Source organism: Nocardia sp. NPDC051787, assembly GCF_040681325.1.
Taxonomy (GTDB): Bacteria; Actinomycetota; Actinomycetes; order Mycobacteriales; family Mycobacteriaceae; genus Nocardia.
In genome coordinates, this window is the sequence record NZ_JBFAYO010000005.1 from 144,678 (window position 1) to 168,663 (window position 23,986).

At 69.3% G+C, this 23,986-nt stretch carries 11 protein-coding genes; 8 read left to right on the forward strand and 3 right to left on the reverse strand.

Translation table 11 applies throughout. The annotated features are described in order from the left end of the window. Positions 1-17 precede the first annotated feature (17 nt). Positions 18-758, forward strand: coding sequence for a DNA alkylation repair protein (locus AB0M45_RS07430; RefSeq protein WP_364323927.1), 741 nt, complete (start codon positions 18-20; stop codon positions 756-758). Between the two features lie 45 nt (positions 759-803). Here the strand turns inward: AB0M45_RS07430 and AB0M45_RS07435 are convergent, their stop codons facing one another. Together AB0M45_RS07435 and mftR2 are read right to left on the reverse strand one after the other, a co-directional pair. Continuing rightward, entirely contained in the window at positions 804-1,859 is a 1,056-nt protein-coding gene (locus tag AB0M45_RS07435; RefSeq protein ID WP_364323929.1) for a ferredoxin--NADP reductase, read from the reverse strand. Positions 1,860-1,899: 40 nt separating this feature from the next. Further along, positions 1,900-2,523: a mycofactocin system transcriptional regulator MftR2 gene (mftR2, locus tag AB0M45_RS07440; protein ID WP_364323931.1), complete on the reverse strand. Its 624-nt coding sequence runs from the start codon at positions 2,521-2,523 to the stop codon at positions 1,900-1,902. Positions 2,524-3,077: 554 nt separating this feature from the next. Between mftR2 and mftF the strand changes: the two genes are divergently transcribed. The 6 genes from mftF to AB0M45_RS07470 all read left to right on the forward strand — a co-directional run bounded on the left by mftF (position 3,078) and on the right by AB0M45_RS07470 (position 22,127). Next, positions 3,078-4,475, forward strand: coding sequence for a mycofactocin biosynthesis glycosyltransferase MftF (gene mftF / locus AB0M45_RS07445; protein ID WP_364323933.1), 1,398 nt, complete (start codon positions 3,078-3,080; stop codon positions 4,473-4,475). A 223-nt stretch (positions 4,476-4,698) separates the two neighbouring features. Continuing rightward, entirely contained in the window at positions 4,699-6,150 is a 1,452-nt protein-coding gene (gene mftG / locus AB0M45_RS07450) for a mycofactocin system GMC family oxidoreductase MftG (protein WP_364323935.1), read from the forward strand. 113 nt (positions 6,151-6,263) lie between these two features. Beyond that, the gene (locus tag AB0M45_RS07455; RefSeq protein ID WP_364323937.1) at positions 6,264-7,625 is read left to right on the forward strand and encodes a GAF domain-containing protein; all 1,362 of its coding nucleotides are present in this window, start codon (positions 6,264-6,266) and stop codon (positions 7,623-7,625) included. A 398-nt stretch (positions 7,626-8,023) separates the two neighbouring features. Continuing rightward, positions 8,024-9,094: a hypothetical protein gene (locus tag AB0M45_RS07460; RefSeq protein ID WP_364323939.1), complete on the forward strand. Its 1,071-nt coding sequence runs from the start codon at positions 8,024-8,026 to the stop codon at positions 9,092-9,094. After that, positions 9,094-21,840, forward strand: coding sequence for an amino acid adenylation domain-containing protein (locus tag AB0M45_RS07465; protein ID WP_364323941.1), 12,747 nt, complete (start codon positions 9,094-9,096; stop codon positions 21,838-21,840). The genes AB0M45_RS07460 and AB0M45_RS07465 overlap by 1 nt, the downstream gene beginning before the upstream one ends. Before the next feature lie 68 nt (positions 21,841-21,908). After that, entirely contained in the window at positions 21,909-22,127 is a 219-nt protein-coding gene (locus AB0M45_RS07470; protein WP_364323943.1) for an MbtH family protein, read from the forward strand. A gap of 64 nt (positions 22,128-22,191) precedes the next feature. On the opposite strand, the gene AB0M45_RS07475 is transcribed toward AB0M45_RS07470, so the two are convergent. Further along, positions 22,192-23,535, reverse strand: coding sequence for a hypothetical protein (locus AB0M45_RS07475; protein ID WP_364323945.1), 1,344 nt, complete (start codon positions 23,533-23,535; stop codon positions 22,192-22,194). A 256-nt stretch (positions 23,536-23,791) separates the two neighbouring features. On the opposite strand from AB0M45_RS07475, the gene AB0M45_RS07480 reads away from it, so the two are divergent. Continuing rightward, positions 23,792-23,980, forward strand: a complete 189-nt coding sequence (locus AB0M45_RS07480) for a hypothetical protein (protein WP_364323947.1) — start codon at positions 23,792-23,794, stop codon at positions 23,978-23,980. Positions 23,981-23,986: the final 6 nt, after the last annotated feature.

Sequence of the window (23,986 nt, forward strand, 5' to 3'; positions counted from 1 at the left end):
GAACGGAGGGTTGTTCGATGACCGAGGTGGCGGTGAGCGCGGCGGATGTGCAGGCGGCTCTGCGGGCAGTCGCGAACCCGGCCGACGCGGTGCACTTGCAGCGGTTCTTCAAGACCGGGCCGGGGGAGTACGGCGAGGGTGACGTGTTCATCGGCGTCCGCGTGCCGACGAGCCGAGGTGTCGCGAAACGCTTCGCGGCGCTTCCGCTCGTCGAGATCGACCGGTTGCTCGACAGCGCGGTGCACGAGGATCGCTTCGCCGGACTGGTCATCCTGAACGCGCGATTCGCCGCCGCGTCCAAGCCGCGCACCTTCGACGACGCCGCTCGCGCCGCCATGGTGGAGCTGTACCTGGCGGCGGTACGCCGGGGGCGGGTGAACAACTGGGATCTCGTCGACGTGTCGGCCGAGAACATCGTCGGCCCGTGGTTGCTGGACAAACCCCGCGATCTGCTCTTCCAACTGGCACAGGCTGATTCGCTGTGGGAGCGGCGGGTCGCCGTGCTGTCCACGTTCGCGTTCATCAAGGCGGGCGACGCGTCGACCACGTTCGCGTTGAGTGAACTATTGCTCGATGACCGGCGCGACCTGATCCAGAAGGCACTGGGCTGGATGCTGCGCGAAATCGGCAAGCGCATCGACCGAGCGCTGCTGACCGGCTTCCTCGACCAGCACGCCACGGCCATGGGGCGTACCGCGTTGGGCTACGCGACCGAGCATTTGCCGCCCGCACTCCGCGCCGACTACCGTACTAGATGATTCAGCCGCGCAAGCGGTGAACGCCGATCGGTTCCGGAGCCGGACTCAGAACTGGATCTTCAGGTGATCGGTCACGGGATGCGCCTGGCAGCCGAGAATGTAGCCGTTGTCGATGTCTTCGGGATCGAGGATTTCGGCATTGTCCATTTCGACCTTGCCCTCCAGCACCGTGCACGCGCACGATCCGCATTCGCCTTCCTGGCAGGAATACGGCACGTCCAAGCCCTTGGCCAGCATGATGTCCACCAGCGTCTGCTTGCGCGGCCACTTCAGCTCGTGCACTTCACCGTCGAGTTCCACCTCGACGGTCGCCGCGTCGGCGGCCTCCGCGTCGGATACCTCGACCGGCGCCTGGTCGGCGAACGGGTCTCCGGCGAGGGAGTTGAACACCTCGGCGTGCGTGCGCGAGCGCGGCACGCCCAGTTGTGCGAGCGCGTCGTGCACCCGGTCCATGAACGGCTTCGGCCCGCACATGAACGCGTCGTAGCCCCGATACGGCGCGACGAGGGTGGCCAGCGCGTCGGCCGTCGGCAACCCCTGCAGGTACTCCAGCCAGTGGATCACGGTGAGCCGCTGCGGGTGCTTGTCGGCCAGCTCGCGCAGCTCACCGGCGAAGATCACCGATTCGTGGTCGCGGTTGGCGTAGACCAGCACGATCCGGCCGGTGCCGCGTGCCAGCGCCGACTTCAGGATGGACATCACCGGTGTGATGCCGCTGCCCGCGCCGAACAGCAGCAGATCATCGTCCAGATCCTTGGGTGTGAAAACGCCCGAAGGTGGCAGTACTTCGATCGGGTCGCCCGCTTTCACGTTGTCGCACACCCAGTTCGACCCGTAGCCGCCCTCGGTCCGCTTGACGGTGACCTTCGGGCGGTCGTCGGTGTAAGGGGAGCTGGCCAGCGAATAGCACCGGGCCACCGAGCCGGTGCGGTCGCTGGGGATACGCAGCGTGAGGAACTGCCCCGGTTGGTAGCGGAACTTCTCGGCCAGTTCGTCGGGGACGTCGAAGACCAGCGAGCAGGTGTCGGCCGTCTCGGCGATCACCGCGGACACCCGCAGCACGACCGAGCGCGAGCCGTGCGGAATCTCGACAGTGGTCATGTCGTCCTCTCGAAGCCTAAAACTAGAACGTGTTCCAATTTTATCGTACGTCGGTCGCCGCCTGCCGGACAAGCTGGGCTTCCAGACCGGCGATCAGCACGTCCATGCCGAAGTCGTACGAGTACCGCCCGCGCAGGTCGCCGATGTACCGGGTGGCCCGCTCGACGACGGGGGGCAGGGTCACGTCGGCCGGTGCGGAGCGGTCCCGCGGGTTCACCCGGCTGCGGCCGAAGAGGTAGGTGTGGATGGTCGCGTAGGCGGCGAGCACGTTGCGATCGTCGAAGCCCGCTTCGTCCAGGATGTCCATGATCGCGGCGATCAGGTCCAACTGTTTGCCGAGCATCTGCTCGATCAGGATGTCGCCGAGACCGGGATGCTTGCGCAGCTTCTCGTCGATCTGGTCGACGAGGTCGCGCAGCCGGTGCTGCCACGGACCGGCTTCGGCTGGTGGCGTGCGGACTCCGGTGAGTGCCGCGCTGGCGACGAGGTCGAGCAGCTCGCGTTTGTCGGCCACGTAGTAGTAGGGCGCCATGGGCGAGACGCCGAGTTCGCGCGACAGTCGCCGCATCGACAGTTTTTCCACGCCGTCCTGGCGGACCACCCGCAGTGCGGCCTCGACGATCTCGGACTCCGACAGTGTGCTGCCGCCCCCGTTCGCCTGCATTCGTCCGACTCCCATGCCACCTCTACCACCGCGGGGCGTATGTCGCCCGTCACATTCTGTTCAGCTGCTTGCCACCCGAAGTCTAAAGCGCCGCGTTCCGGCCCCGGTCGCCGCGCGTTCGACTCGGCGCGGATCCGGAAGGGCTGGTCGTCCGGACCGGCGACGGGTGGAATTCATCCTGTCGCCCTCCAGGGCGGTGAAACATGTTCCATTTTGTTCGTTGTGGCCGGGCGCAGGGCTGGGTCCCGAGCGCGACGCGCCCGGCCGGTTTCACGCCGGAACGCCGACCTGGGCGGGCGTGCGGCAAGAGTCCGCTGGCGTGCTGCCATGCAATTTGCTGGAAGGGTGCTAATAGCCCAGGCTCGGCGGCGGCGTGGTCCACGACCGGGCAATAGCCACTCTGTTGCCGGATGCTGAGGAAGCTGCGTAGGCGAATTGTCGGCATCGACTCCGGCGCGCCAGGTGTCCGACACCGGGCCGGTACCGCCCGGAATTCCGCCGATTTTTCCGCACTGTTGATGTCCGCGCGCGAATCTCCGCCTAGCATGCCAGGAATGCGCCATGATCGCCTGCCCGATGGATTCGGGGTGCGGATCGATCCTCGGGTACGCGCATACTCCGGAGGGCGGGTCCTGATCGGCGGTTCGCCGGCCCGGTTGCTGCGGCTTGCCCCGGAGGCTGCCGAGATGATCGGCGACGGGTACCTCGAGGTGAACGGCCCGAAGTCCGCCGTCGTTGCCAGACGGCTGCTCGACTCCGGAGTGGCCAATCCGCGTCCCCGCCTGCTGCCGTCGCCGGAGGACGTCACCATCATCGTGCCGCTGCACAACAACGCCGAGGGGCTGGCGCGGCTGCTCGCCGCATTGCGCGGGCACAACGTCATCGTGGTGGACGATGGTTCGGACCAGCCGGTCCGCATTCCGCGCAATCGCGGAACCCGTTGCCGGGTCACGGTGCTACGGCACGACCGCAAGCAGGGCCCGGCCGCCGCGCGTAACGCCGGTTTGCGGGCGGCGACCACCGACTTCGTCGCGTTTCTCGACTCCGACGTGGTGCCGCGCAGCGGCTGGCTGGAGGTGATGCTCGGCCACTTCAGCGACCCCGGGGTGGCACTGGTCGCGCCGCGGATCGTCGCGCTCGACCCGGAGTCCAACGCGCTGGCGCGTTACGAGCACACCCGCTCCTCGCTCGATCTCGGCAGGCGCGAGGCGGCCGTGCACTCGCGCGGGCTGGTGTCCTACGTACCGAGCGCGGCGCTGCTGGTGCGCCGCAGGGCGTTGCTGGCCGAGGGCGGCTTCGACGAGTCGATGCACGTCGCCGAGGATGTCGACCTGTGCTGGCGGCTGGAACGGGTGGGCTGGCGGCTGCGCTACGAACCCGCGGCGCACGTGGCGCACGACCATCGGGTCTGCTTCCGCGCCTGGTTCGGCCGGAAGCTGTTCTACGGCACCGGCGCCGCGCCGCTGGGCGAGCGACACGCCGGGATGGTCGCACCGCTCTCGGTGCCGTCCTGGACGGTGCTGGCCGCGTTCCTGTTCGCCACGCTGACCAAGTGGGGACTGCTCGGCGGGATCGTCACCCTGATCACCGCGCTGGCCCGCCTGCGCCGGGTTTTCGCCGAGCTGGACAACCCCACCCGGGTCGCCGCGATCTATCTGGCGCGCGGCTTCTTCGCCGGACTCTGGCGGCTCGCCTCGGCCATGTGCAGGCACTACTGGCCGATCACGCTGCTGGCGATGCTCGTCTCGCGGCGGATCCGGCGTATCGCCGTCACGATGGCCGTCGCGGACGGCCTGGCCGACTGGTTCACCCATCGCGACGCTGGCGGACTCGATCCGATGCGATACGTGGCCTACAAGCGGCTCGACGACATCGCCTACGGCACCGGCCTGTGGCTCGGCGCTTTCCACGCACGCAGCCTGGAATCGCTGAAACCCACGACCCCCCGCTGATCCAACCCCGATCGTGCCCTCTGTCGCCCGCGCCGCCGCACCACGTGAGCTGAGCCCTCTCGGGCCGCGATCGTCACGCCGTCGTTCGCAATTATTGATTTCGTGAGTACATGGGTAACTCACCGGGAACGCCCAGAACCCGAGCGGCACCAACGCAGGACCTGAACGCGAATCTCGCGTCGCCCGACTGGTACGGCCCAAAGACGCGGAGAGGCGGAACAGCATGGTCGACACACTCATCGTCGGGGGCGGTACGGCCGGGAGTGTCCTGGCGGAGCGGCTGAGCGCGGACCCGGCGCACACGGTGCGGGTGCTGGAGGCGGGGCAATTGTGGGACGACCCCGCCGCGGTCCCGGTCGAATTGCTCGACGCGACCGCGATGCCACTGCGTCCAGGGGCGGAGTGGTTGTGGCACTACGAAGTGGTCCTCGCCGACGATCCGCCGGTGCCGGCGACCATCGTGCGCGGCAAGGTGATCGGCGGCTCGGGGGCGATCAACGGCGGGTATTTCGTCCGGGCCACGACGGCGGACTTCGACGCCTGGAGCCGGGCGCTCGGCGGCTCGCCCACCTGGTCGTTCGACGCCGTGCTGCCGGTGTTCCGCCGCACCGAGCGTGACCTGGATTTCGGCGATCGCCCGTGGCACGGCGACCGCGGTCCGGTTCCGCTGCACCGCACCAAGCATCCGGCCCCCGTCAGCGCAGCGTTCACCGCGGCGTGCCTGGACGTCGGTATCGCCGAGGTCCCCGATCTCAACGCGCCGGACTGCGGTGACGGCGTCGGCGTGGTGCCGTGCAACTGTGACCGGGGCAGGCGGACCGGCACGGCGCTCGGCTACCTGTTGCCCGCGCTGTCGCGCCCGAACCTGAGCGTCGCGCCACGGACGTATGCCACCCGCATTCGCTTCGACGGGTCGAGGGCGATCGGAGTGGACTGCGTACGCGAGGGCAAGGCTCATACCGAGTGGGCCGACCGCGTCGTACTCAGCGCCGGTGCGATCGAGTCGGCCGTCCTGCTGTTGCGTTCCGGTATCGGCAATCCGGAAGAGCTGTGCGCACTGGGCATTCCGGTGGTGCACGCCGCCGCCGTCGGCGCTGGGTTCACCGACCATCCCGAGATCGGCATCTCCTATCAACTCGACCTGGCCGGGCGGCAGACCGTGCCGCTGGAAACCGTGCTGGATGTCGGCGATATCGAGATCCGGCCGTACGCGGTGTCTTTCACACCCGGCGTGCGCAGGCTCGGCGTCGCGCTGATGCGTCCGCGATCCCGCGGTGTGCTGCGGCTGCGCTCGGCCTATCCCGCCGACGCGCCGCTGATCGACTACCGTTACCTCGCCGAGGAAGCCGATCGCGCCCGCCTGCGCGACGCGGTGTCGACCGCCGCCGGCTTGCTGCGCCGAATGAACGCGCGTCCGGTCGATCCCATTCCGGCGCGCGGGAATCTCGACCCCTGGCTCCGCGCGAATCTGGCCACTTCGCAACACCTATCCGGGACCTGTCCGATGGGGCGCGAGGACGACGCGGCGGCCGTCGTGGACGAGATGTGCCGAGTGCGCGGCGTGGCGGGATTGTCGATTGTCGACCTCTCCGTCGTCCCCGTGCCGCTGGGGCGTGGCCCACAGGCCACAGTGGTGATGCTCGCGGAAAAGGCGGCCGCGCACCTCGCCTCGTAGTGCGGATCATTGCGTCACAGTCGGCATGGCCCGCGCTGGCTGTGACCTGACGGACAAAGCCCACCATTTGCCCGCTACCCGCCGGTACAGTTTGAGGCGGAAAGAAAAGGCAAATGGTCAGCAACATGGCGGGTGGGCAGCCACCATGGCACGGCACCGAGCCGGACGCCCCACTCGGTGCGCTCGAGGTCTATGCCGAGCAGGCGCACGGATACCTCGGCGCGAGTGGCGATCAGCTCGGGAAGCTCGCCGGTTTGCTGCGCCCTCCCGTGCTGGAATCGTGGCTGCGCAGCCTGCGCGGCAGGGTCGATCCGATGGACGCGCTCGACGACCGCGGTCTGCGCGGCGCCGATCTGCGGCGCTACCTCCAGGCCCATCCGATCGCCGCGCTGATGCCGCTGATCGACAAGTTGCTCGTCGAGGACACGGCCGCAACGGGTTTGATGGTCGTCGTCGCCGACCAGTTCGGCCGCGTGCTCTCGGTGCAGGGCAACGACGAGCGGGTGGCGGCCGCGGCGGAGGTCGGCCTGCGTGCGGGCGACGACCTGAGCGAGCGCCGCATCGGAACGAACGCGATCGGCCTGGTGGTGCGCACCGGGCGCGCCGCGTGGATCCACGGACCCGAGCATTTCCTGTACCGGATGCGTCAGATCACCGGTGCCGCGGCGCCGGTGCACGATCCGGACGGCAGGCTGGTCGGCGTGCTGATGATCGCCGGTGGTGTCCGTGTGGCCAGGCCGGAAATCCTCGCGCTGGTCAAAGCCACCGCCACCGCCGCGGAGATGGACCTGCTGCTCACCGCGATGCGGCCCGGGCAGCGCGACGCGGCCCGGCGCGACGCGGGGCGGCCGCAACCCGCCGCTCGGCTCGGCCTCGACGTGCTCGGCCTCGGGCAGCCGCAGCTGAGCATCGCCGACCGGCGAATTCCGTTGTCGCAGCGGCAGGCCGAGATCCTGCTGCTGCTCGCCGAACATCCGGAGGGGCTCGGCGCCGACCATCTCGCCCTGCTGCTCGATGACTCCGATCTGGACAACGGCACTATCCGCGCGGCCATGTCGCGGTTGCGGGCGGTGGTGGGTCCGGCCGTCTTCGGGTCGCGGCCCTACCGCTTGCATGTTCCGGTCGCCACCGATGTGGAAGCGCTCCGCGCCGCGCTCGACTCCGGTGATGTCGATTCGGCTTTGCGACTTCATGCCGGGCCCGTGCTGCCGCGCTCGACCGCGCCGGGCATCATCGACATTCGCGACGAGCTCCGGGTGCGATTGCGCATCGCGGTGTTGAAGTCCGGCGATCCGGGGGTGCTGCGACGCTGGACGTCCGGCGCGGAAGGCCGGGACGACGCCGCGGCCTGGACGGCCTACCGTGCGACAGCCGATCCAGAGACAGCGCTCTATGCGCAGATCGAGGCCAAGATCCGAGTCCTGGATCGACGGATGGGCGCCGATGCAACGCGGATGCAACGTTTCGGCGCTTAATCTGCTCAGCCAGGGCTGCGGCAGGACGCCGGTGGGGCGAGAATGTGACCGCACACAGGCTTCGGACCTCGGCTTCTGGCCGCCGGGAGCCGTACCTGCACGTCCGTCCAGAAATTTTTAGAGGAAGTAGTTCCCTTTTATTGACGGACCGCCTAAGGTTCGCACTGCACGGATCACGTCCGTGTGGTGTAGCTGACATAGCCGTGGGTCCACGGCCGTGACGTTGGAGGAATCTGTCGCAAATCCGTGCGCGTGCGGTGTGACCGCTCGCGCTTTTTCGTCGACTCGTACGTGGTGAAACGCCGCGCACCCGAGGTGGGCAGCCGGGCGCAGCGGCTTGTTCGGACTGCCCGAAAGCATTCGGACGGCTGACGTTTCGCCACAAGTAGGAGGCTCTGGTGCAGGGTGCGGAGCTAACCGGCCAGCAGGTCGCGCGCCGGACCTCGCTGGTGCTCGCCTCCGGCGCGGCACCGGGCGTCGCGTTCGCGCAAGGGCTGCGAGGGTCGGTGGGCACCGATGCTCTCTTGGTGCCGATCGGCGCGCCGGTGTTCGGCATCAGGCACTACCTGCTCGGTGCACGGCTGCGGCCGGTACCGGCCGCAACGCCGGGTGAGCTGTATCTGTCGGGGGTACAGCTCACCCGGGGCGGCATGGCGGCATCCGGACTGACTGCGGCGCGCCGCATGGCCGACTCCCGCGGTCGTCCGGACGGCCGGTCGGAGGATCCGGTGCCGCGGGCCACGCACCACGAGCCGGATCACACCAGGTCCGTGACCGCCGTGGGACAGGCGGTCGCTCAGGTGCCCGGTAACGAGCGACTCGGCCGCGACGACGACTTCTGCACACCCGGCGGCAACAGCTCCGTGGCGACCCCGGTCGCCCGGCCGGCCGCCGAACCGAACTGCCCGCTCGGGGTTCGCGATGGGACCACCGCGCCTACGGTGGCCGAACAGGGCGAACTCGTCGAGCGGGCCGGTGGATCCGGCGGCGCGTCCTTGGTCGCGCAGCTGCGGGCATGGCCACGGCCGCCGCTGGTTCCGCTGTCTCCCGCACGGCGGCGCGTCTGGTCGCGCGATCCGATCCGGCGCTCGAGCGCGAGCCACGCCGTTTCGTTCGTGCTGGGATCGCATGGCCCGGCAGACGCCTTCGAACTGCCGCTCGTCGTCGACAACCCCGAGGCAATCGCGTTCGAACTGCCCGAACTGTCGGTGTCCAGCAGTACCCTGGACACCGGAGCGACCACGCTGGATCTCCAGCTCACGGTCACCGAGAACCCCGCCGGTGCCGGACTCGGGGAAGGTTCGGCATCGGCGGGAACTCGAGCAGGGTCCTCTTCCGCCACGTCTCTCGTCTGTGCGGCCGTCGTCGCGCGCTGCGCGCGCCCGTTGGCGGGTTTCTTGCGCGTCACCTCGAACGCCGACATCGCTGCCGACTCGGCGCTGGTTGCCGACTCGGAAGGAAACCGCTGATGACGCATGCAGATTCGGTGGAGTCCAGCCTGATCGGTACCCGGTCGGCGCCCGGCGATCGCGCGAACCCGCGCCGTCCCTACGGCATCGACGATCTGCCCGCCCTGATCGCCACCGTCGCCGAGCTGCAGCCGTGGCGAGTGGCGTTGCACCATGACGAAGTCGTCGTCACCTATGCGGCGCTTGCGGCCGAACTCGCGGCGCCGTCCGAAGCGATGGGTCCCGAACTCGGGCCGGACGACCTGGTCTCGGCTGTCGTCTCCAGTCGGCTTGCCGCGCTGCTGGAATCCGGCGAGGCCGCGCTCGGCTCGGTGCTGGAGGCGCTACTCGACGACGCGCGCACGGCGGCGCGCGAGGTCCTGTCCGCGCCCGCGCCGGTCGAGACGCTGGTGAGCCGGTTCCAGGAACAGGTGCGCCGGACACCGGACGCGGTCGCGCTCGAATACGTGGGAGCGGCCCTCGCCCACCCATCGCCCGACCACCACCCTTCATCGAGTCGCTCCGCGACGCTCACGTATGCCGAATTCGGCGACCGGGTCACCGCGCTGGCCCGGCATCTGACCGCGCTGGGCATCGGGCCGGAGACCCTGGTGGCCTTGGCCATTCGGCACTCGTTCGACCTCCTGGTCGGCATGTACGCGATCATCGAGGCCGGTGGCGCGTATCTGCCGATCGACCCCGACGAACCGGCCGACCGCATCGCCGCCGTGCTCACGGTCGCCGAACCGGCGGTCGTGCTCACCACCACGTGGGACGAGCCGGAGTTCGGCGCGGACGTCCCGACGCTGCGGATCGATCAGCTCGCGGGTCTACCTGCGCTGCCCGCACCCGCGGTCGCCCGGTCGGCCGACGACATCGCCTACGTGATGGTCACCTCCGACTCGACCGGACGTCCGGAGGGCGTGGCCGTGTCGCACCGGTCGATCGTGGCGAATCTGCGCTGGCGGCAGCGCATTTTCCGGCTACGGGCCGACGACGTGGTACTGCAGCGGACGCCGTGCACCCTCGACGTGTCGGTGTGGGAGTTCTTCTGGCCGTTGTCGATCGGCGCGAGGCTGGTCATCGCCGCGCCGGACGGGCACCGGGACCCGGCGTACCTGGCCCGGGTGATCCGTGCGAGCGGTGTCACCGTCACGCATTTCGCGCCGTCCGTGCTCGCGAGGTTCGTCGCTGATCGGCACGCGGCGGCGCTGGACTCGTTGCGAATGGTCTTTGCCTCCGGTGAGGAGCTACCGGCCGCGACGGCGGCGGCCTTCCGCGACCTCAGCGGCGCGACCCTGTACCACCTGTACGGACCCACCGAAGCCGCGATCGACGTGACCGCCCACGAGGTGACCGCCGAGGACGTCACCCAGGTGCCCATCGGTGCCGCCGCCGACGACACCGACCTGATGGTGCTGGACGACCACCTGCGGCCGGTGGCACGAGGTGCGGTGGGCGAGCTGTACCTGTCCGGTGTGCAACTGGCGCGCGGCTACGTCACCAGCCCGGGGCTGACCGCCGAGCGATTCGTGGCCAACCCGGAAGGACCGGCAGGGGAGCGGATGTACCGCACCGGCGAAATGGTCCGGTGGAGCGACGACGGCGAGCTGATCTATCTGGGCCGCGGGGCCGTTGCCCTAAGGTCGCCGGACAACACTCAGATCACCGAACACACGGACGAGACTGCCGCCGGGCGGATTCCGGCGCACGCGTTGTTCGACACGACCACGGTGGAGGGCTTCGCCGTCGAGCAATTGGGTGCCCTCGCGCCCCCGCTGGTCCGCCGCGAGCGGCCGGTTCCGCTCTCGCCGGCGCAGTGGCGGATGTGGTTCCTCAATCGGATCGAGAGCCAGGACGGCGCCGACAGCGTCCACAATCTTCCGATCGTGCTCCGGCTGACCGGACGGCTGGATGTCAAAGCGCTGGAGCGCGCCGTGCTCGACGTGCTGGCCAGGCACGAGACGTTGCGCACCCGCTACCCCGAGACCGGAAGCGGCCCTTACCCATCCGTCCTGGACGCCGCCGACATCGGCCTGGGCCTGCACGCGGTGCCGATCAGCCGCTCCGCGGTGGACGACGCCGTGGCGGGAATCGTCCGCACCGGATTCGATCTGACCACCGAGCTGCCGTCGCGGGTCGCGCTGCTGGCGGTCGACCGGGGGGACGGGGCACGGGGTGTCATCGGCGACGAATACGTGCTGGTGTTCGTCGTGCACCGCATCGCGGCCGACGCCGAGTCGGTGGCGCCACTGGTCACCGATCTGATCAAGGCCTATCTGGCCCGGCTGACCAGCAGACGACCGCAATGGGACGCGCTGCCGACGCGGTACGCGGACTACGTCCTGTGGCACGCGGAAGTGCTCGGGGCCGCGAACGTCCCGGGTGATCTGTCCTATCAGCAGTTGTGTTTCTGGCGTGACGTGCTCGACGGCGCGCCCGCGCAGCTGCCGCTGCCGACCGATCGGCCACGTCCCGCCGTGGCATCGCAACGCGGCGCGGCCGTGGATTTCGTGATTCCGCCCGAAGTGACCGCCGGTCTGCGCGCGCTGGCCCGGCGTAGCGGAGCGACGCTGTTCACGACGCTGCACGCCGCGTTCGCCGCCACGCTGGCGCGGCTGAGCGGCAGCGCCGATATCGTCATCGGCTCGCCGGTCGCGCGGCGCGGGGACCGTGCGCTCGACGCGCTCGTCGGCTTGTTCGACAACACCCTGGCATTGCGCACGCGGGTCGCCCTGGACGCTTCGTTCGCCACGCTGCTCGCGGATGTGCGGGACGGCGATTCGGCCGCGTTCGCCAACGCCGACCTGCCGTTCGAGCTTCTGGTGGACGCCTTGCGGGTGGATCGCACCTCCGGCGCGCACCCGCTGTTCCAGGTGATGTTCAGCTTCGAGAGCGCGACGCCCGTGGTCGGCGGCAGAGAACTGGAGGTGCCGTGGCTATCGGTGCGGCCGGTCGAGATCGCTGCCACGGGAGCTGAATTCGACCTGCACTTGGTCGTCGGCGAGAAGGCCGGGTCGGCGGGACTATCCGGAAGCCTCCGCTACGCGACCGATCTGTTCGATGCGGCGACGGCCGAGTCCTACGTGGCCCGATTCCGGAGGTTGCTCGTCGCCGTCGCGGTCGACCCGAACGTACGCATCGGAGACATCGAGCTGCTATCGGACGCGGAGCGCGCGCGGATCCTGCGCGAGTGGAATGCCACCGCGCACCCGGTCGGCGAATCTGCCACGCTGGCTTCACTTTTCGCCGCGCAAGCTGCCCTGACGCCGGATGCGCCCGCGATCACCTTCGACCGGACGACGTTGTCGTACGCCCAGTTCGCCGGGCTGGTCAACCGCCTGGCACGGTATCTCGTCGCTCAGGGTGTCGGGCCGGAATCGCTGGTGGCGCTGTGTATTCGGCATCCGTTCGACCTGGTCGTCGGCATATACGCGGTCATCGAAGCGGGTGGGGGCTACCTTCCGCTGGAGGTCGGCCGATCCGCCGAGCAAATCCTCGCCATGGCGCAGCCCGTGTGCGTGCTCACCGACGGGTCCGACCTGAACTGTGGTGCTGCCGCCGAGATACGGATCGATCGGCTCGACCTGTCCCGCTATCCGGGCAGCCCGCTCACCGATGCCGATCGGCGCGCGCCGTTGCGCCCGGCGAACACCGCGTACGTGGTGTTCACCTCGGGTTCCACGGGCGTGGTGATGAGTCACGGCGCCATCGTGAACCGGCTGCGCTGGATGCAGTCGGCGTATGCCGCGCTGGGTCCGGGGGATGTGCTGCTACAGAAGGCGCCCGGCACCGACAACGCATCGGTGCCGGAGTTCTTCTGGCCCTTGCAGGCCGGCGCCCGGATGGTGCTGGCGCGACCGGGCGGTCATCGGGACCCGGCCTATCTGGCCGGGCTCATCCGCAGCGAGGGCGTGACGGTGGCGCATTTCGTGCCGTCCATGCTCGCTGCCTTCGTTGGCCAGGGTATCGAGGTGCCGTCGCTGCGGGAGGTGTTCTGCTCCGGCGAGACGTTGCCCGGCGCTGTCGCCCAGCGGATGCGTGGGCTGACCGGCGCGGCCGTGCACAACGGCTACGGACCTGCCGGGGCGGCGGTGGAGGTGACCTTCCACGAGGTTTCCGACGCCGACTTCGAGACCGTGCCGATCGGCAGGCCGATCTGGAACACCAGGGCCTACCTGCTGGACGCGCGGCTGCAGCCGGTGCCGGTGGGAGTGCCCGGCGAGCTGTACCTGGCAGGCGCCCAGCTGGCGCGCGGCTATCTGGGCCGCGCCGGGCGCACCGGTGGCCGGTTCGTCGCCGATCCTTTCGGTCCGGCGGGCGAGCGAATGTACCGCACCGGCGACCTGGCGGTGTGGACCGCCGCGGGCGAGCTGGAGTTCCTGGGCCGCGCCGACCTCCGGGTCCAGATCCGTGGCCTGCGGGTCGACCGCGGTGAGATCGAGTCGGCCCTGCTCGCGGTACCCGGCATCGGGCAGGCCGCCGTCCTGGTGCGTGACGATCGCGGCACGGAGGAGCAACTGGTCGCCTACTTGGTGGCCACCGGGCCGGTAGAGATCGCCACGGTGCGGGAGGCCGTGGCCGAGCGGCTGCCCGGCTACCTGGTGCCGGAGGCTTTCGTCGTGCTGGATCGTTTCCCGGTGGACGCCTCCGGGAAGCTGGACCGCATGGCCCTGCCCGCGCCCGCGTTCGAACCAATAGTGTTCCAAGTACCGAGCGGAGTGGCGGAAACCCTTGTCGCCCAGGCATTCATGGCTTTGCTCCGAGTGACCGAGGTCGGCGTCGACGACGATTTCTTCGCCCTGGGCGGCGACTCGTTCAGCGCGACCCAGCTCGCCGCGCGGCTGAGCAAGGCCACTGGCGCCGAGGTGGCGGTGCGCACGATCTTCGACGCGCCAACGGTGCGTGGGCTGGCGCGGCGGATCGCCGTCAACCGTCCGATCGAGGTCGCACCTGTCACGCCGCCGCCGAGCGAAGGCAGGCCGGTCGCGTTGTCGCCGGTGGAAACCGAACCCGTGGCGTCCGCGAGCAAGGGTGAGGCGGCGGCGTTGTCGCCGGTTGAGAGGGCGCCCGCCGTATCGCTGCCGATGGGGACCAGACGCGTGGCGCTGCCGAGCGAGGCTGAGCCGGTGGCGTCAGCGCCGGTTGAGGCTGGATCCGTCGTGTCACCGCCGGTTGGCAGCGGGCCTGTGGCGTCGCCGAGCGAGGTTGAGCCGGCGGGGTTGTCATCGGCTGCGAGCGCGCCTGTCGAGTCGGTGCCGGCTGTGGGTGAGGAGTCGGCGTCGAGCCGGGCCGAGCCGGTCGCGCTATCGCCCGCTGGGACTGGATCCGTGGTGTCGCCGCTGCTGAGGACCGCACGTGTGGCGCTGCCGAGCGAGGTTGAGCCAGTGGCGTCAGCGCCGGTTGATACTCGATCCGTCCCCGTGTCACCACCGGATGGGAGCGGGCGTGTGGCGTCGGCGTCGAGGGAGGTTGAGCCGGTCGCGTTGTCCCCAGCTGGGACTGAACCCGTCGTGTCGCCGCCGGTCGGACCTGTGGCGTCATCGTCGGTTGGGAGCGCGCCAGTCGTGTCGCTGCCGCCTGGGAGTGGGCGTGTGGCGTCGTCGTCGCGCCGGGCCGAGCCGGTCGCGTTGTCCCCGGTTGGGCCCGGACGGGTCGTGCTGACACCGGCCGAGACCGGACCCGTCGTTTCGCCGCCGAGTGACACCAACACTGTCGCGCTGCCGCCGTTCACGCCGCAGGAGCGCAGCGGGCCGACGCCGTTATCGATCGCGCAGCAGCGCATGTGGTTTCTGAATCGGTTCGATACCGCGAGCGGTGGATACAACATCCCGTTCGCGCTGCGTCTGAAAGGGGCGCTCAATGTGCCTGCCCTGGAGGCGGCCATCGCCGATGTGATCGCACGGCATGAGACGCTCCGCACGCTCTATCCCGAACACGACGGCGTGGCAACACAAGTGCTGCTTCCCGCCGGGACGAAGCTGGTCGAGCTGGTCGCGCGGCCGGTGCCAGCGGCGCAGGTGTCCGAACTCGTCGGCGCGGCAACCCGGGGCGGTTTCGATGTGACCGCCGAGGTGCCGCTGCGCGTACGACTGTGGCGTGTCGAGGACGAGGCGCCCACTGGTGCGCGGGTCCACGTCTTGCTGTTCGTCGTGCACCACATCGTGGCCGACAGCTGGTCTTTCGCCCCGCTGACCCGGGACTTGACCAATGCCTATGTCGCGCGCTGCGCGAGCATCGCCCCTGCGTGGGGACCGCTGCCCGTGCAGTACGCCGATTTCGCGATCTGGCAGCGCGCCGCGCTCGGTTCGGCCGATGACCCGGCCTCCGTGCTGTCCGGACAGCTGGCCTACTGGACCGATCACCTGGCCGGGCTGCCCGACGTGCTGACCCTCCCGTCGGATCGGCCCCGCCCCGCCGTCGCCACGAACCGGGGTGGTGTGCTCACCGGTCGGCTGGACGCCGCTCTGCACCAGCAGATCCGAGACGTCGCCGCCGCGCATCGCGCAACGCCGTTCATGGTCCTGCACACCGCGCTGGCCGTGTTGTTGAGCCGCTATGGCGCGAACGCCGACGTGGTGATCGGCGCGCCGGTCGACGGACGCGGCGCGGCGGCGCTGGACGACGTGGTCGGTACGTTCGTCAACACCCTGGTGCTGCGCACCGAGGTCCGCCAGGACGCGAGCCTGGCCGAGTTGCTCGCGTCCGTGCGCGCGACGGGTCTGGCCGCGTTCGCCCATGCCGCGGTGCCGTTCGCGCAGGTGGTCGAGGCGGTGAACCCGGTCCGCTCGCAGGCGCACGCGCCGCTGTACCAGGTCGCGCTGACGTTGCGCAACCAGCTCACGCCGGAGTTCCGGCTGCACCGCCTTGCCATCGCCGCGTTCCAGGTCGGACCGGCGCCGGTCCACCTGGACCTGGACTGGACGCTGACCGACCGCTACACCGCCGAGGGCGCGCCGGACGGCATCGACGTGCACCTGCGCTACGCGCTCGACCTGTTCGACGCGCCGACCGTCGCCGGATTCCTCGCCGCGTTCGAACGCGTGCTGCGCGCCATGGTCCGCGACGCCCGGGTCCTTGTCGGCAACGTCGAGCTGATGTCGCTGGCCGAACGCGGAATGCTGCTGTCGAACCGCAACGCCACCACGCATGCCCTGCCCGGCGAGACGCTGGACGCTCTGCTCACCTCCCGCGTGGCGGCCACACCCGACGAGATCGGCGTGCGTTACGAGGACGCCGCGATTACCTACGCGGAGTTCGCCTCCCGAGTCAACCGGCTGGCCCGGGCACTCATCGGTTTGGGTGTGGGCCCGGAGGTCATCGTGGGGCTGGCCGCCTTGCGCTCGATCGACATGCTCGTGGCGATGTACGCGATCGTGCGTGCTGGCGGGGCGTACCTGCCGATCGACCCGGCGCATCCCGCCGACCACCTGACGCGGGTCGTCGCGAGCGCCGCGCCGCGGCTGGTGCTGACGGCGGGCGGCGCTGCGTTGCCCGGCCTGGACGGCGTGCCCGTGCTCGACCTCGCCGATCTCGACCTGAACGGCATCGCCGAGGGGCCGGTGTCCGACGCGGAGCGGATCGCCGTTCCGCGCCGGGACAACACGGCCTACGTGTTGTTCTCCTCCGATTCCACCGGGCTTCCGAAGGGCGTCACGGTAAGCCACCGGGCGATCCTGAACCAACTGCGCTGGCTCGAATTCCGCTACCGAGTCACCGCGTCCGACCGCATCTTGCAGCACGCTCCGCTGACCTCGGACGTGTCGGTGTGGGAATGCTTCCTACCCATCGCGGTCGGAGCCCAGCTGGTGGTCGCGCGGCCGAGCGGGCACCTGGACCTCTGGTACGTCGCGAGAATGCTGCGCGAACACGGAATCACCATCGCCGAGTACGCGCCGTCGATGCTGGCCGCGCTGATCGGTCAGGGGATGGGCGACGCGTTGGCTTCGCTCCGGCATTTGCGCTGCGGCGGTGCGGCGCTCACCCCGGCTCTGCTCTCCGCGCTGCGCGGCAGTGTGGGCGGCGTGCTGCACAACGCCTATGGCACGCCCGAGACGGCGATTTCCGCGATCGGTCACGAGTTCACCGACGCGGACATCGAATCGGGCCGGAAACCGGCGATCGGCCGCCCGTGTTGGAACACCAGGGTCTACGTGCTGGACGCCCGGTTGCGTCCGGTGCCGATCGGTGTCACCGGCGAGCTGTATCTCGCGGGCGACCAGCTGGCGCGCGGCTATCACGCCCGCCCGGCACTCACCGCGGCACGATTCGTCGCTGACCCGTTCGGCGTGCCCGGCCGGTTGATGTACCGGACCGGAGATCTGGTGCGCTGGACCCGCGATGGCACATTGGAATCCCTGGGCCGCGGCGACTTTCAGGTGATTCGTGGATGTGTGGCGACCGGGTCGGGGTTCCGGCCGCCGCGGGAAGGGGCCGAGGCGGTGCTCGCCACGCTGGTCGCCGACCTGGTGGGTGTGGCGCGGATCGGCGCGGACGACGACTTCTTCGCCCGCGGTGGCGACTCGCTGCTGGCCGTGCGGTTGGTCGCCCGGGTCAACGCGACCTTGGGCTGCGCGCTGACCGTCCGGGAGGTGTTCCAGGCGCCGACCGTCGCCCAGCTGGCGCGCCGAGTCACGCCGTTGGCGGAGCCGGCTGCGCCGTTGCCGCGCCGCGAGCGTCCTACGCGAATTCCCCTGTCGCCGGGACAATCCCGGATGTGGTCGGCACACCGGCTGGATCCGGGCTCGGGTGTCTACAACATTCCGTTCGCGATCGGCCTCACCGGCGCGCTCGACTACCAGGCGCTGCGCGCCGCCCTGCGCGACGTGATCAACCGGCACGAAGCACTGCGCACCGTTTTCCCCACCGACTCGGAGGGCCCCACCCAGGTGGTGCTGCAAGGCCCGGACATGTCCGCGCCGAGTCTGCATCCGATCGCGGTGACCGAACCGCAGGTGCGCGACGCGGTGCTGGCCGCAACGGCCGACGGCTTCGACTTGTGCACCCGGATCCCGTTGCGGGCGAGCCTGTTGCGCATCGACCGGGGCGATCACGTGCTCGTCGTCGTGGTTCACCGGATCGCCGCGGACGGCGCCTCCGCCGGGCCGCTGGTCCGCGACCTGATGACGGCCTACACCGCGCGCATCGCCGGGGAAACTCCACGGTGGCGTCCGCTGCCGGTGCAGTACCCGGACTTCACGCTCTGGCAGCACGACGCGCTCGGCGTCGCGGACGACCCGTCATCGATGCTGTCGAACGAGATCGCTTATTGGCGAGCCGAACTCGCCGGTCTGCCACCGGTGCTGGAGTTGCCCGCCGATCGTCCGCGACCGCCGGTCGCTTCCGGACGCGGCGCCACTACCGAGTTCGAGGTCCCAGCCGAACTGACCGATTCGATTTCCGAACTCGCACGCAGGCACAGTGTTTCGACGTTCATGGTGCTACACGCCGCCTTCGCGACGCTGCTCGCGCGGCTGGCCGGGGCGGACGACGTCGCCATCGGCAGCACCGTCACCGGTCGCGGCGACAAAGTACTGGACGACCTGGTCGGCAGATTCGCCAACACCATTGTGCTGCGCACTCCGGTCGCCACCGACGAGTCCTTCGCCCAGCTGCTCGGCCGGGTGCGCGACATCGACGTGCGCGCATTCGCACATGCCGATCTGCCCTTCGACCAGCTCGTCGAGGAGCTGAATGCCGTTCGTTCGCAGTCGCGTTCGCCGATCGTGCAGGCCATGCTGACTTTCGCGCACCACGATGACACAGTCATACGGCTGCCCGGTCTCACGGTCTCGGCCTACCCGTTCGACAACCCTGTCCCGCAGTTCGACCTGGCCATGGAACTTGCCGAACACCAAGAGAACGCGGGCACCACGTTGCGCGGCATGCTGCGGTACGCCACGGATCTGTTCGACCGCGCCACTATCGAGACGTTCGCGGCCCGCTTCACGCGGGTGCTGCGGACCGTGGTGTCCGACGCGTCGGTGCGCGTCGGCGACCTGGACCTGCTGGACGCCGCGGAACGCGCGCTGGTGCTGGACCGGTGGAACGACACCGCCGCGCCGGTCGATCCCGCAGCCACCCTGATCTCGCTGTTCGAGGCGCAGGTGGCCAAGACGCCGGACGCGCCCGCGGTCACGGTCGAGGAGCGGACGCCGGCTCATCCGTCGCCCGACCACCACCCCTCACCGAGTCGCTACGCGACGCTGGCCCACCCGTCGCCCGACCCACCGAGTCGCTACGCGACGCTGACGTATTCGGAGTTCGCGGGCCGGGCGCGGCGCCTGGCGCGCTGGCTGGTCGGAGCGGGCGTCGGCCCGGACGCGCCGGTCGCGCTCGGCATGCGATCCTCGCTGGACTTGGTGGTCGGCGTCTATGCGGTCACCCTCGCCGGCGGTGCGTGCGTCCTTCTCGATCCCGCCCACCCGACCGATCGACTGGAACACGTGCTGCGGACGGTGCGGCCGGTGTGCGTGCTCACCTCGGGTCTCGACCTGGACGCGGGCGAGGCGCGGCAGGTCCGGATCGATCGGCTCGAGCTGCGCGGATACTCCGCCGAGCCGTTGACCGCCCTGGACCGGCTCGGCGAGCCCCAACCGGCCCACACCGCGTATGTGATCTTCACCTCGGGCTCGACCGGACGCCCCGAGGGCATGGCGGTCTCGCACGCGGCGATCGTGAACCGTCTCATAGGTATGCAGTCGGTGTATCCGCTCTCGGCGGACGACGTGATGTTGCACAAGCCCCCGGCCACGTCCGCCAGCGCTGTCTGGGAATTGTTCTTGCCCTTGGTATTTGGTGCGAAGCTGGCGGTGGCGCGGCCGGACGGGCACCGCGATCCCGCCTATCTGGCCCGCGTGATCATCGAGCAGCGCGCCACCACGGTGCATTTCGTGCCATCGATGCTGGGGGTATTTCTGGCCGACCCGCGCGCCGCGGACTGCATTACGCTCCGCAACGTCTTCACGTCAGGGGAGGCGCTGCCCGCGGTTGCCGCGCGGCGCGCGCGAGAGGTGATCGGAGCGCGGGTGCGCCATCTATACGGTTCGACCGAGGCCGCAGTGGATGTCACCCATCATGAGGTGACCGAGGATGACGTGGTGTCGGTGCCGATCGGCGTTCCGGTGTTCAACACACGGGTGTATGTGCTGGATTCGCGTCTGCATCCGGTGCCGGTGGGGGTCGCGGGTGAGTTGTATCTCGCGGGTGTGCAGTTGGCTCGTGGTTATGTGGCGCGTCCGGATCTGACCGCGGATCGTTTCGTGGCCAACCCGTTCGGCGCGCCGGGCGAGCGGATGTACCGCACCGGCGACCTGGTGTCCTGGACGGCCAAGGGTGAACTGAAACAACTGGACCGCACCGCGCTGGCGGCGCGGACCCAACAGCTCATCGGCACCGGCGGCAAGCCGGCGCTGGTACGGCGGCCGCGCCCCCCGCGCGTTCCCCTCTCGCCCGCGCAGCAAGGTACGTGGCTCTCCAACCGGTCCGACCCGTCTGGTGCCGAGCACAACCTCGCGGTGGTGGTGCGTCTCACCGGCTACCTCGACTCGAACACGCTCGCCGCCGCCGTCGGTGATGTGGTCGGCAGGCACGAGACGCTGCGCACTGTGTATCCCGAACTCGACGGCACCGGCTACCAGCACATTCTGGATCCCGCTCCGATACCGGAGGTCCACTCGCTGAACCCGGCGGACGCACTGCGCGAGTTCGTCGCCGGCCCGTTCGACCTCACCGGCGAGGTACCGCTGCGCGTCGGCCTGGTCACCCATTCCGACCGCGACCATGTGCTCGCGCTGGTGTCCCACCGCATCGCGGCCGACAGCTTCTCGATGGGCTTGCTCGTCCGCGACCTCGCTACCGCTTACGCGGCCCGCGCCACCCGCACCGCGCCGGACTGGGACGAACTCGATATGCAGTACGCCGACTATGCGCTGTGGCGGCACCAACTGCTCGGCGCCGAGGACGACCCGGACTCGATGGCCGCGCGCCAGTTGCGGTATTGGCGAGAAACACTGCGCGGATTGCCGGTACAACTCGGCCTCTCCACCGACCGCCCGCGTTCCGCCGACGCTTTCCACACCGCGGCGAGCGCGACGCTCGCACTCCCGGACGACGTTCGCGACGCTATCGCGGTGGTGGCCGCGCACTACGAGGCAACCCCGTTCATGGTGGTGCACGCCGCGCTGGCGACTTTGCTCGCGTGGTTGTCCGGCACGGCCGACATCGCCATCGGCGCGTCCATCCCGGGCCGGGACGACGCGGCGCTGGACGATGTGGTCGGCCCGTTCGGCAACACCCTGGTGCTGCGCGCCGAGGTAACCGCCTCCGACACTTTCGCCGCGATACTGCGCCGGGTGCGGGACAACGATCTGGATGCCTTCGCCCACGCCGACGTGCCTTTCGAGCGCGTGGCCGAGGTGCTCGAACCGCCGCGCTCGCGGCATCCGCTGTTCCAGGTCGCGCTGCTGTTCCAAGACATTGCGCCGGTCGCCGCCGACATGGCGGGCGTCACTTTGTCCGAGTACGAATCCGGCGACGAGACAACGTCTTTCGATCTGCGACTAGCCGTCACCGGCGGTGTGTTGTGCTGCACCTACGCCACCGACCTGTTCGACGCCGGCACCGTCGAGACCTTCGGCACCCGGTTCGTCCGCCTGCTGGCCGCGGTGACCGCCGACCCGGACCAGGTGGTCGGCGACATCGATCTGTCCGGCGCGGTCGAGCAGCGCCGCAGCGAGCGAAAGGGCTCCGCGTACACCGCTTCTTGACGAGGCATACGCCGAGCACGCCTGGATTCCCCCCGAACCCTGACCCGACCAGGAAGAAGGAAAACCGAATGAACAACCCGTTCGACGACGATGACGCCAAGTTCTATGTCCTGATCAACGCGGAGGGTGAACACTCCCTATGGCCGGTCTTCGCCGCCGTCCCCGGCGGTTGGACCATCGCCTATGGCGCCGCCAACCGCAAGTCCTGTCTGCAGTACGTGGAGAACCACTGGGTGGACATGCGTCCCAAATCGCTCATCGACGCGGTCTCCAACGAGGCGAACTGACCACCTGAATACGCGGGGCGCGCTGGTGTCAATCCCTCTGGCGACCGGCGGGCCCCGCCTGGTCTCACGCCTTGGCGCGGGCGTCGATCACCGCGTGGGCCTGTTGCCGCCACTCCGTGACGGCCCTCGTGCGCAGGCCGCCCAGCGCCGCGTCGAACTGCTTGGCGCGCTTGGTGACGGTGAGCCCGACGTAGGTGCGTGCGTTGGTAATTGCGCCGGTCGCCACCGCGCAGGCTTCGTCGACCTCTCCCGAGGCCAGCAGCGCCGTGGCGTGCTCGAAGCGGACCAGGGCGGGTTCCATGGTCTCCGACGGGTCGTACAGCGCCATCGCGCGGGCCGCGGCGTCGGCGGTCTCGTCGGCCCGGCCGAGGCGGGAATATCCGATCGCCTGATAAAAGGCGAGTTTCTCGGGGCGGAAAGAGAAAATACCGACCGAAAGGTCTTCGGGACCGACGTCGTCCAATGCCGCCGCCGATCGGGTAATACAGCGCGCGAATTCATCGGCGTGGCCGAGGCTGGCATGGGCGCGCGCAGCCATTCCCCACAACCATGCGGCAGCGGGGCCATATGACGGATTTTCTTGCAAACGACCGTCGAGTAACTGCAAAACTTCCTTCGGTTTATCGCTATAGGTCGGCAAATACGCGAGCCCGGCCAGGGCGATGTCTTCCGAATAGCGGTCGCCGATGTCCTGCGCGGCGTGGATCGCGGTGGCATACCACATGCCTGCCTGGCCGAAATGCCCTTCGTTGAACAGGATCTCGCCGACCACGTTCGCCAGTCTGCCCGCGGTGCGCACCAGCCGGACCTGTTGATGGGTGGGTTGCCGTTCGCCGAGACAGCCGCGGACCATGCGGAATTGCTCCAGGCTGGTATGCAGCAGCTCGTGCGGCGGCACCTGCACCACCCGCGTGCCGAGTACCTCGGCGGACTGCTCCAGGAACACCAGTCGCCGCTCGCTGATCGACCCGGCGTCGAGGGTCGCGAGCATCCGCTCCGGTTCGCTTGCCACCAGGTCCGCCGCCTGGCCTGCCATGCCTGCGCCGATGCAGGCCAGCAGTTCTCGCCTTCTCACGTCGTCTTCCTCGACTTCCTTGTCGAGCCCGATTTCCCTACCGAGCTTGCTCTGCCTTTCGGACGCCGGATCGGCGCTTTCGCGGTCGGTGGCCGACTCCCGCAGCGCTGTGATCGCCCGCTCGAATCGCGCGACGACGAGTGCATCGGCTTCTGACACAACCCTGTCGAGAAGACGCTGGCTAGCAGCGTGCATCCGGGTTGTCCGGCCGTTCTCCCACAGGACTACGGTGCGCGGGGTGACGCCCACCAGACGCGCGAATTCGTAACGGCTTCGCTTCATCGCCGTGCGAAGCGCATGTACTGCTTCGCCCGTCCAGTCGACCTCCACCATAGGTCTCGCTTCCTTGCTCCAGGACGATACAAACGGAAAGTACTCGCAATTACCGCATTAGGGACTGTTATCTACCGAATCGCAACGCGCACTGTTGAAATGCACCCGGCATCGGGGGTCACGCCCAAACCCTGTCGAGGGCGCCCGTTGCCCGGAGTCCGGCGCACGGTCCCGACACGGCCCGATCCATCCGTGTCGGGCGCGATTCCGGCGGCGCCTTCTCGGTGCCGGGTGCACGCACTTGTGGAGGTGAAAGATGGACGTGTTGCACTCGGATGTCCGGGAACTGTGGCTGGTGCAAAGCCGCGACTGCGCGCAGGAACCACTCGGCCTGAGCTACGACCGCGCGCGATTCATCCGCGCCGTCCACGGTGGGCACGGCGCGAGCTGCCGCCAGTATCTAGCCGCCTCCGCATTCTGTGTCCGGCAGGCCGCTGACCAGTGATCGGCC

What these genes read in the sequence shown, in the direction of transcription:
- AB0M45_RS07430 (WP_364323927.1), top strand. Translation starts at nt 18, where the DNA reads ATGACCGAGGTGGCGGTGAGCGCGGCGGATGTGCAGGCGGCTCTGCGG.
- AB0M45_RS07435 (WP_364323929.1), bottom strand. Translation starts at nt 1,859, where the DNA reads ATGACCACTGTCGAGATTCCGCACGGCTCGCGCTCGGTCGTGCTGCGG.
- mftR2 (WP_364323931.1), bottom strand. Translation starts at nt 2,523, where the DNA reads ATGCAGGCGAACGGGGGCGGCAGCACACTGTCGGAGTCCGAGATCGTC.
- mftF (WP_364323933.1), top strand. Translation starts at nt 3,078, where the DNA reads ATGCGCCATGATCGCCTGCCCGATGGATTCGGGGTGCGGATCGATCCT.
- mftG (WP_364323935.1), top strand. Translation starts at nt 4,699, where the DNA reads ATGGTCGACACACTCATCGTCGGGGGCGGTACGGCCGGGAGTGTCCTG.
- AB0M45_RS07455 (WP_364323937.1), top strand. Translation starts at nt 6,264, where the DNA reads ATGGTCAGCAACATGGCGGGTGGGCAGCCACCATGGCACGGCACCGAG.
- AB0M45_RS07465 (WP_364323941.1), top strand. Translation starts at nt 9,094, where the DNA reads ATGACGCATGCAGATTCGGTGGAGTCCAGCCTGATCGGTACCCGGTCG.
- AB0M45_RS07470 (WP_364323943.1), top strand. Translation starts at nt 21,909, where the DNA reads ATGAACAACCCGTTCGACGACGATGACGCCAAGTTCTATGTCCTGATC.
- AB0M45_RS07475 (WP_364323945.1), bottom strand. Translation starts at nt 23,535, where the DNA reads ATGGTGGAGGTCGACTGGACGGGCGAAGCAGTACATGCGCTTCGCACG.
- AB0M45_RS07480 (WP_364323947.1), top strand. Translation starts at nt 23,792, where the DNA reads ATGGACGTGTTGCACTCGGATGTCCGGGAACTGTGGCTGGTGCAAAGC.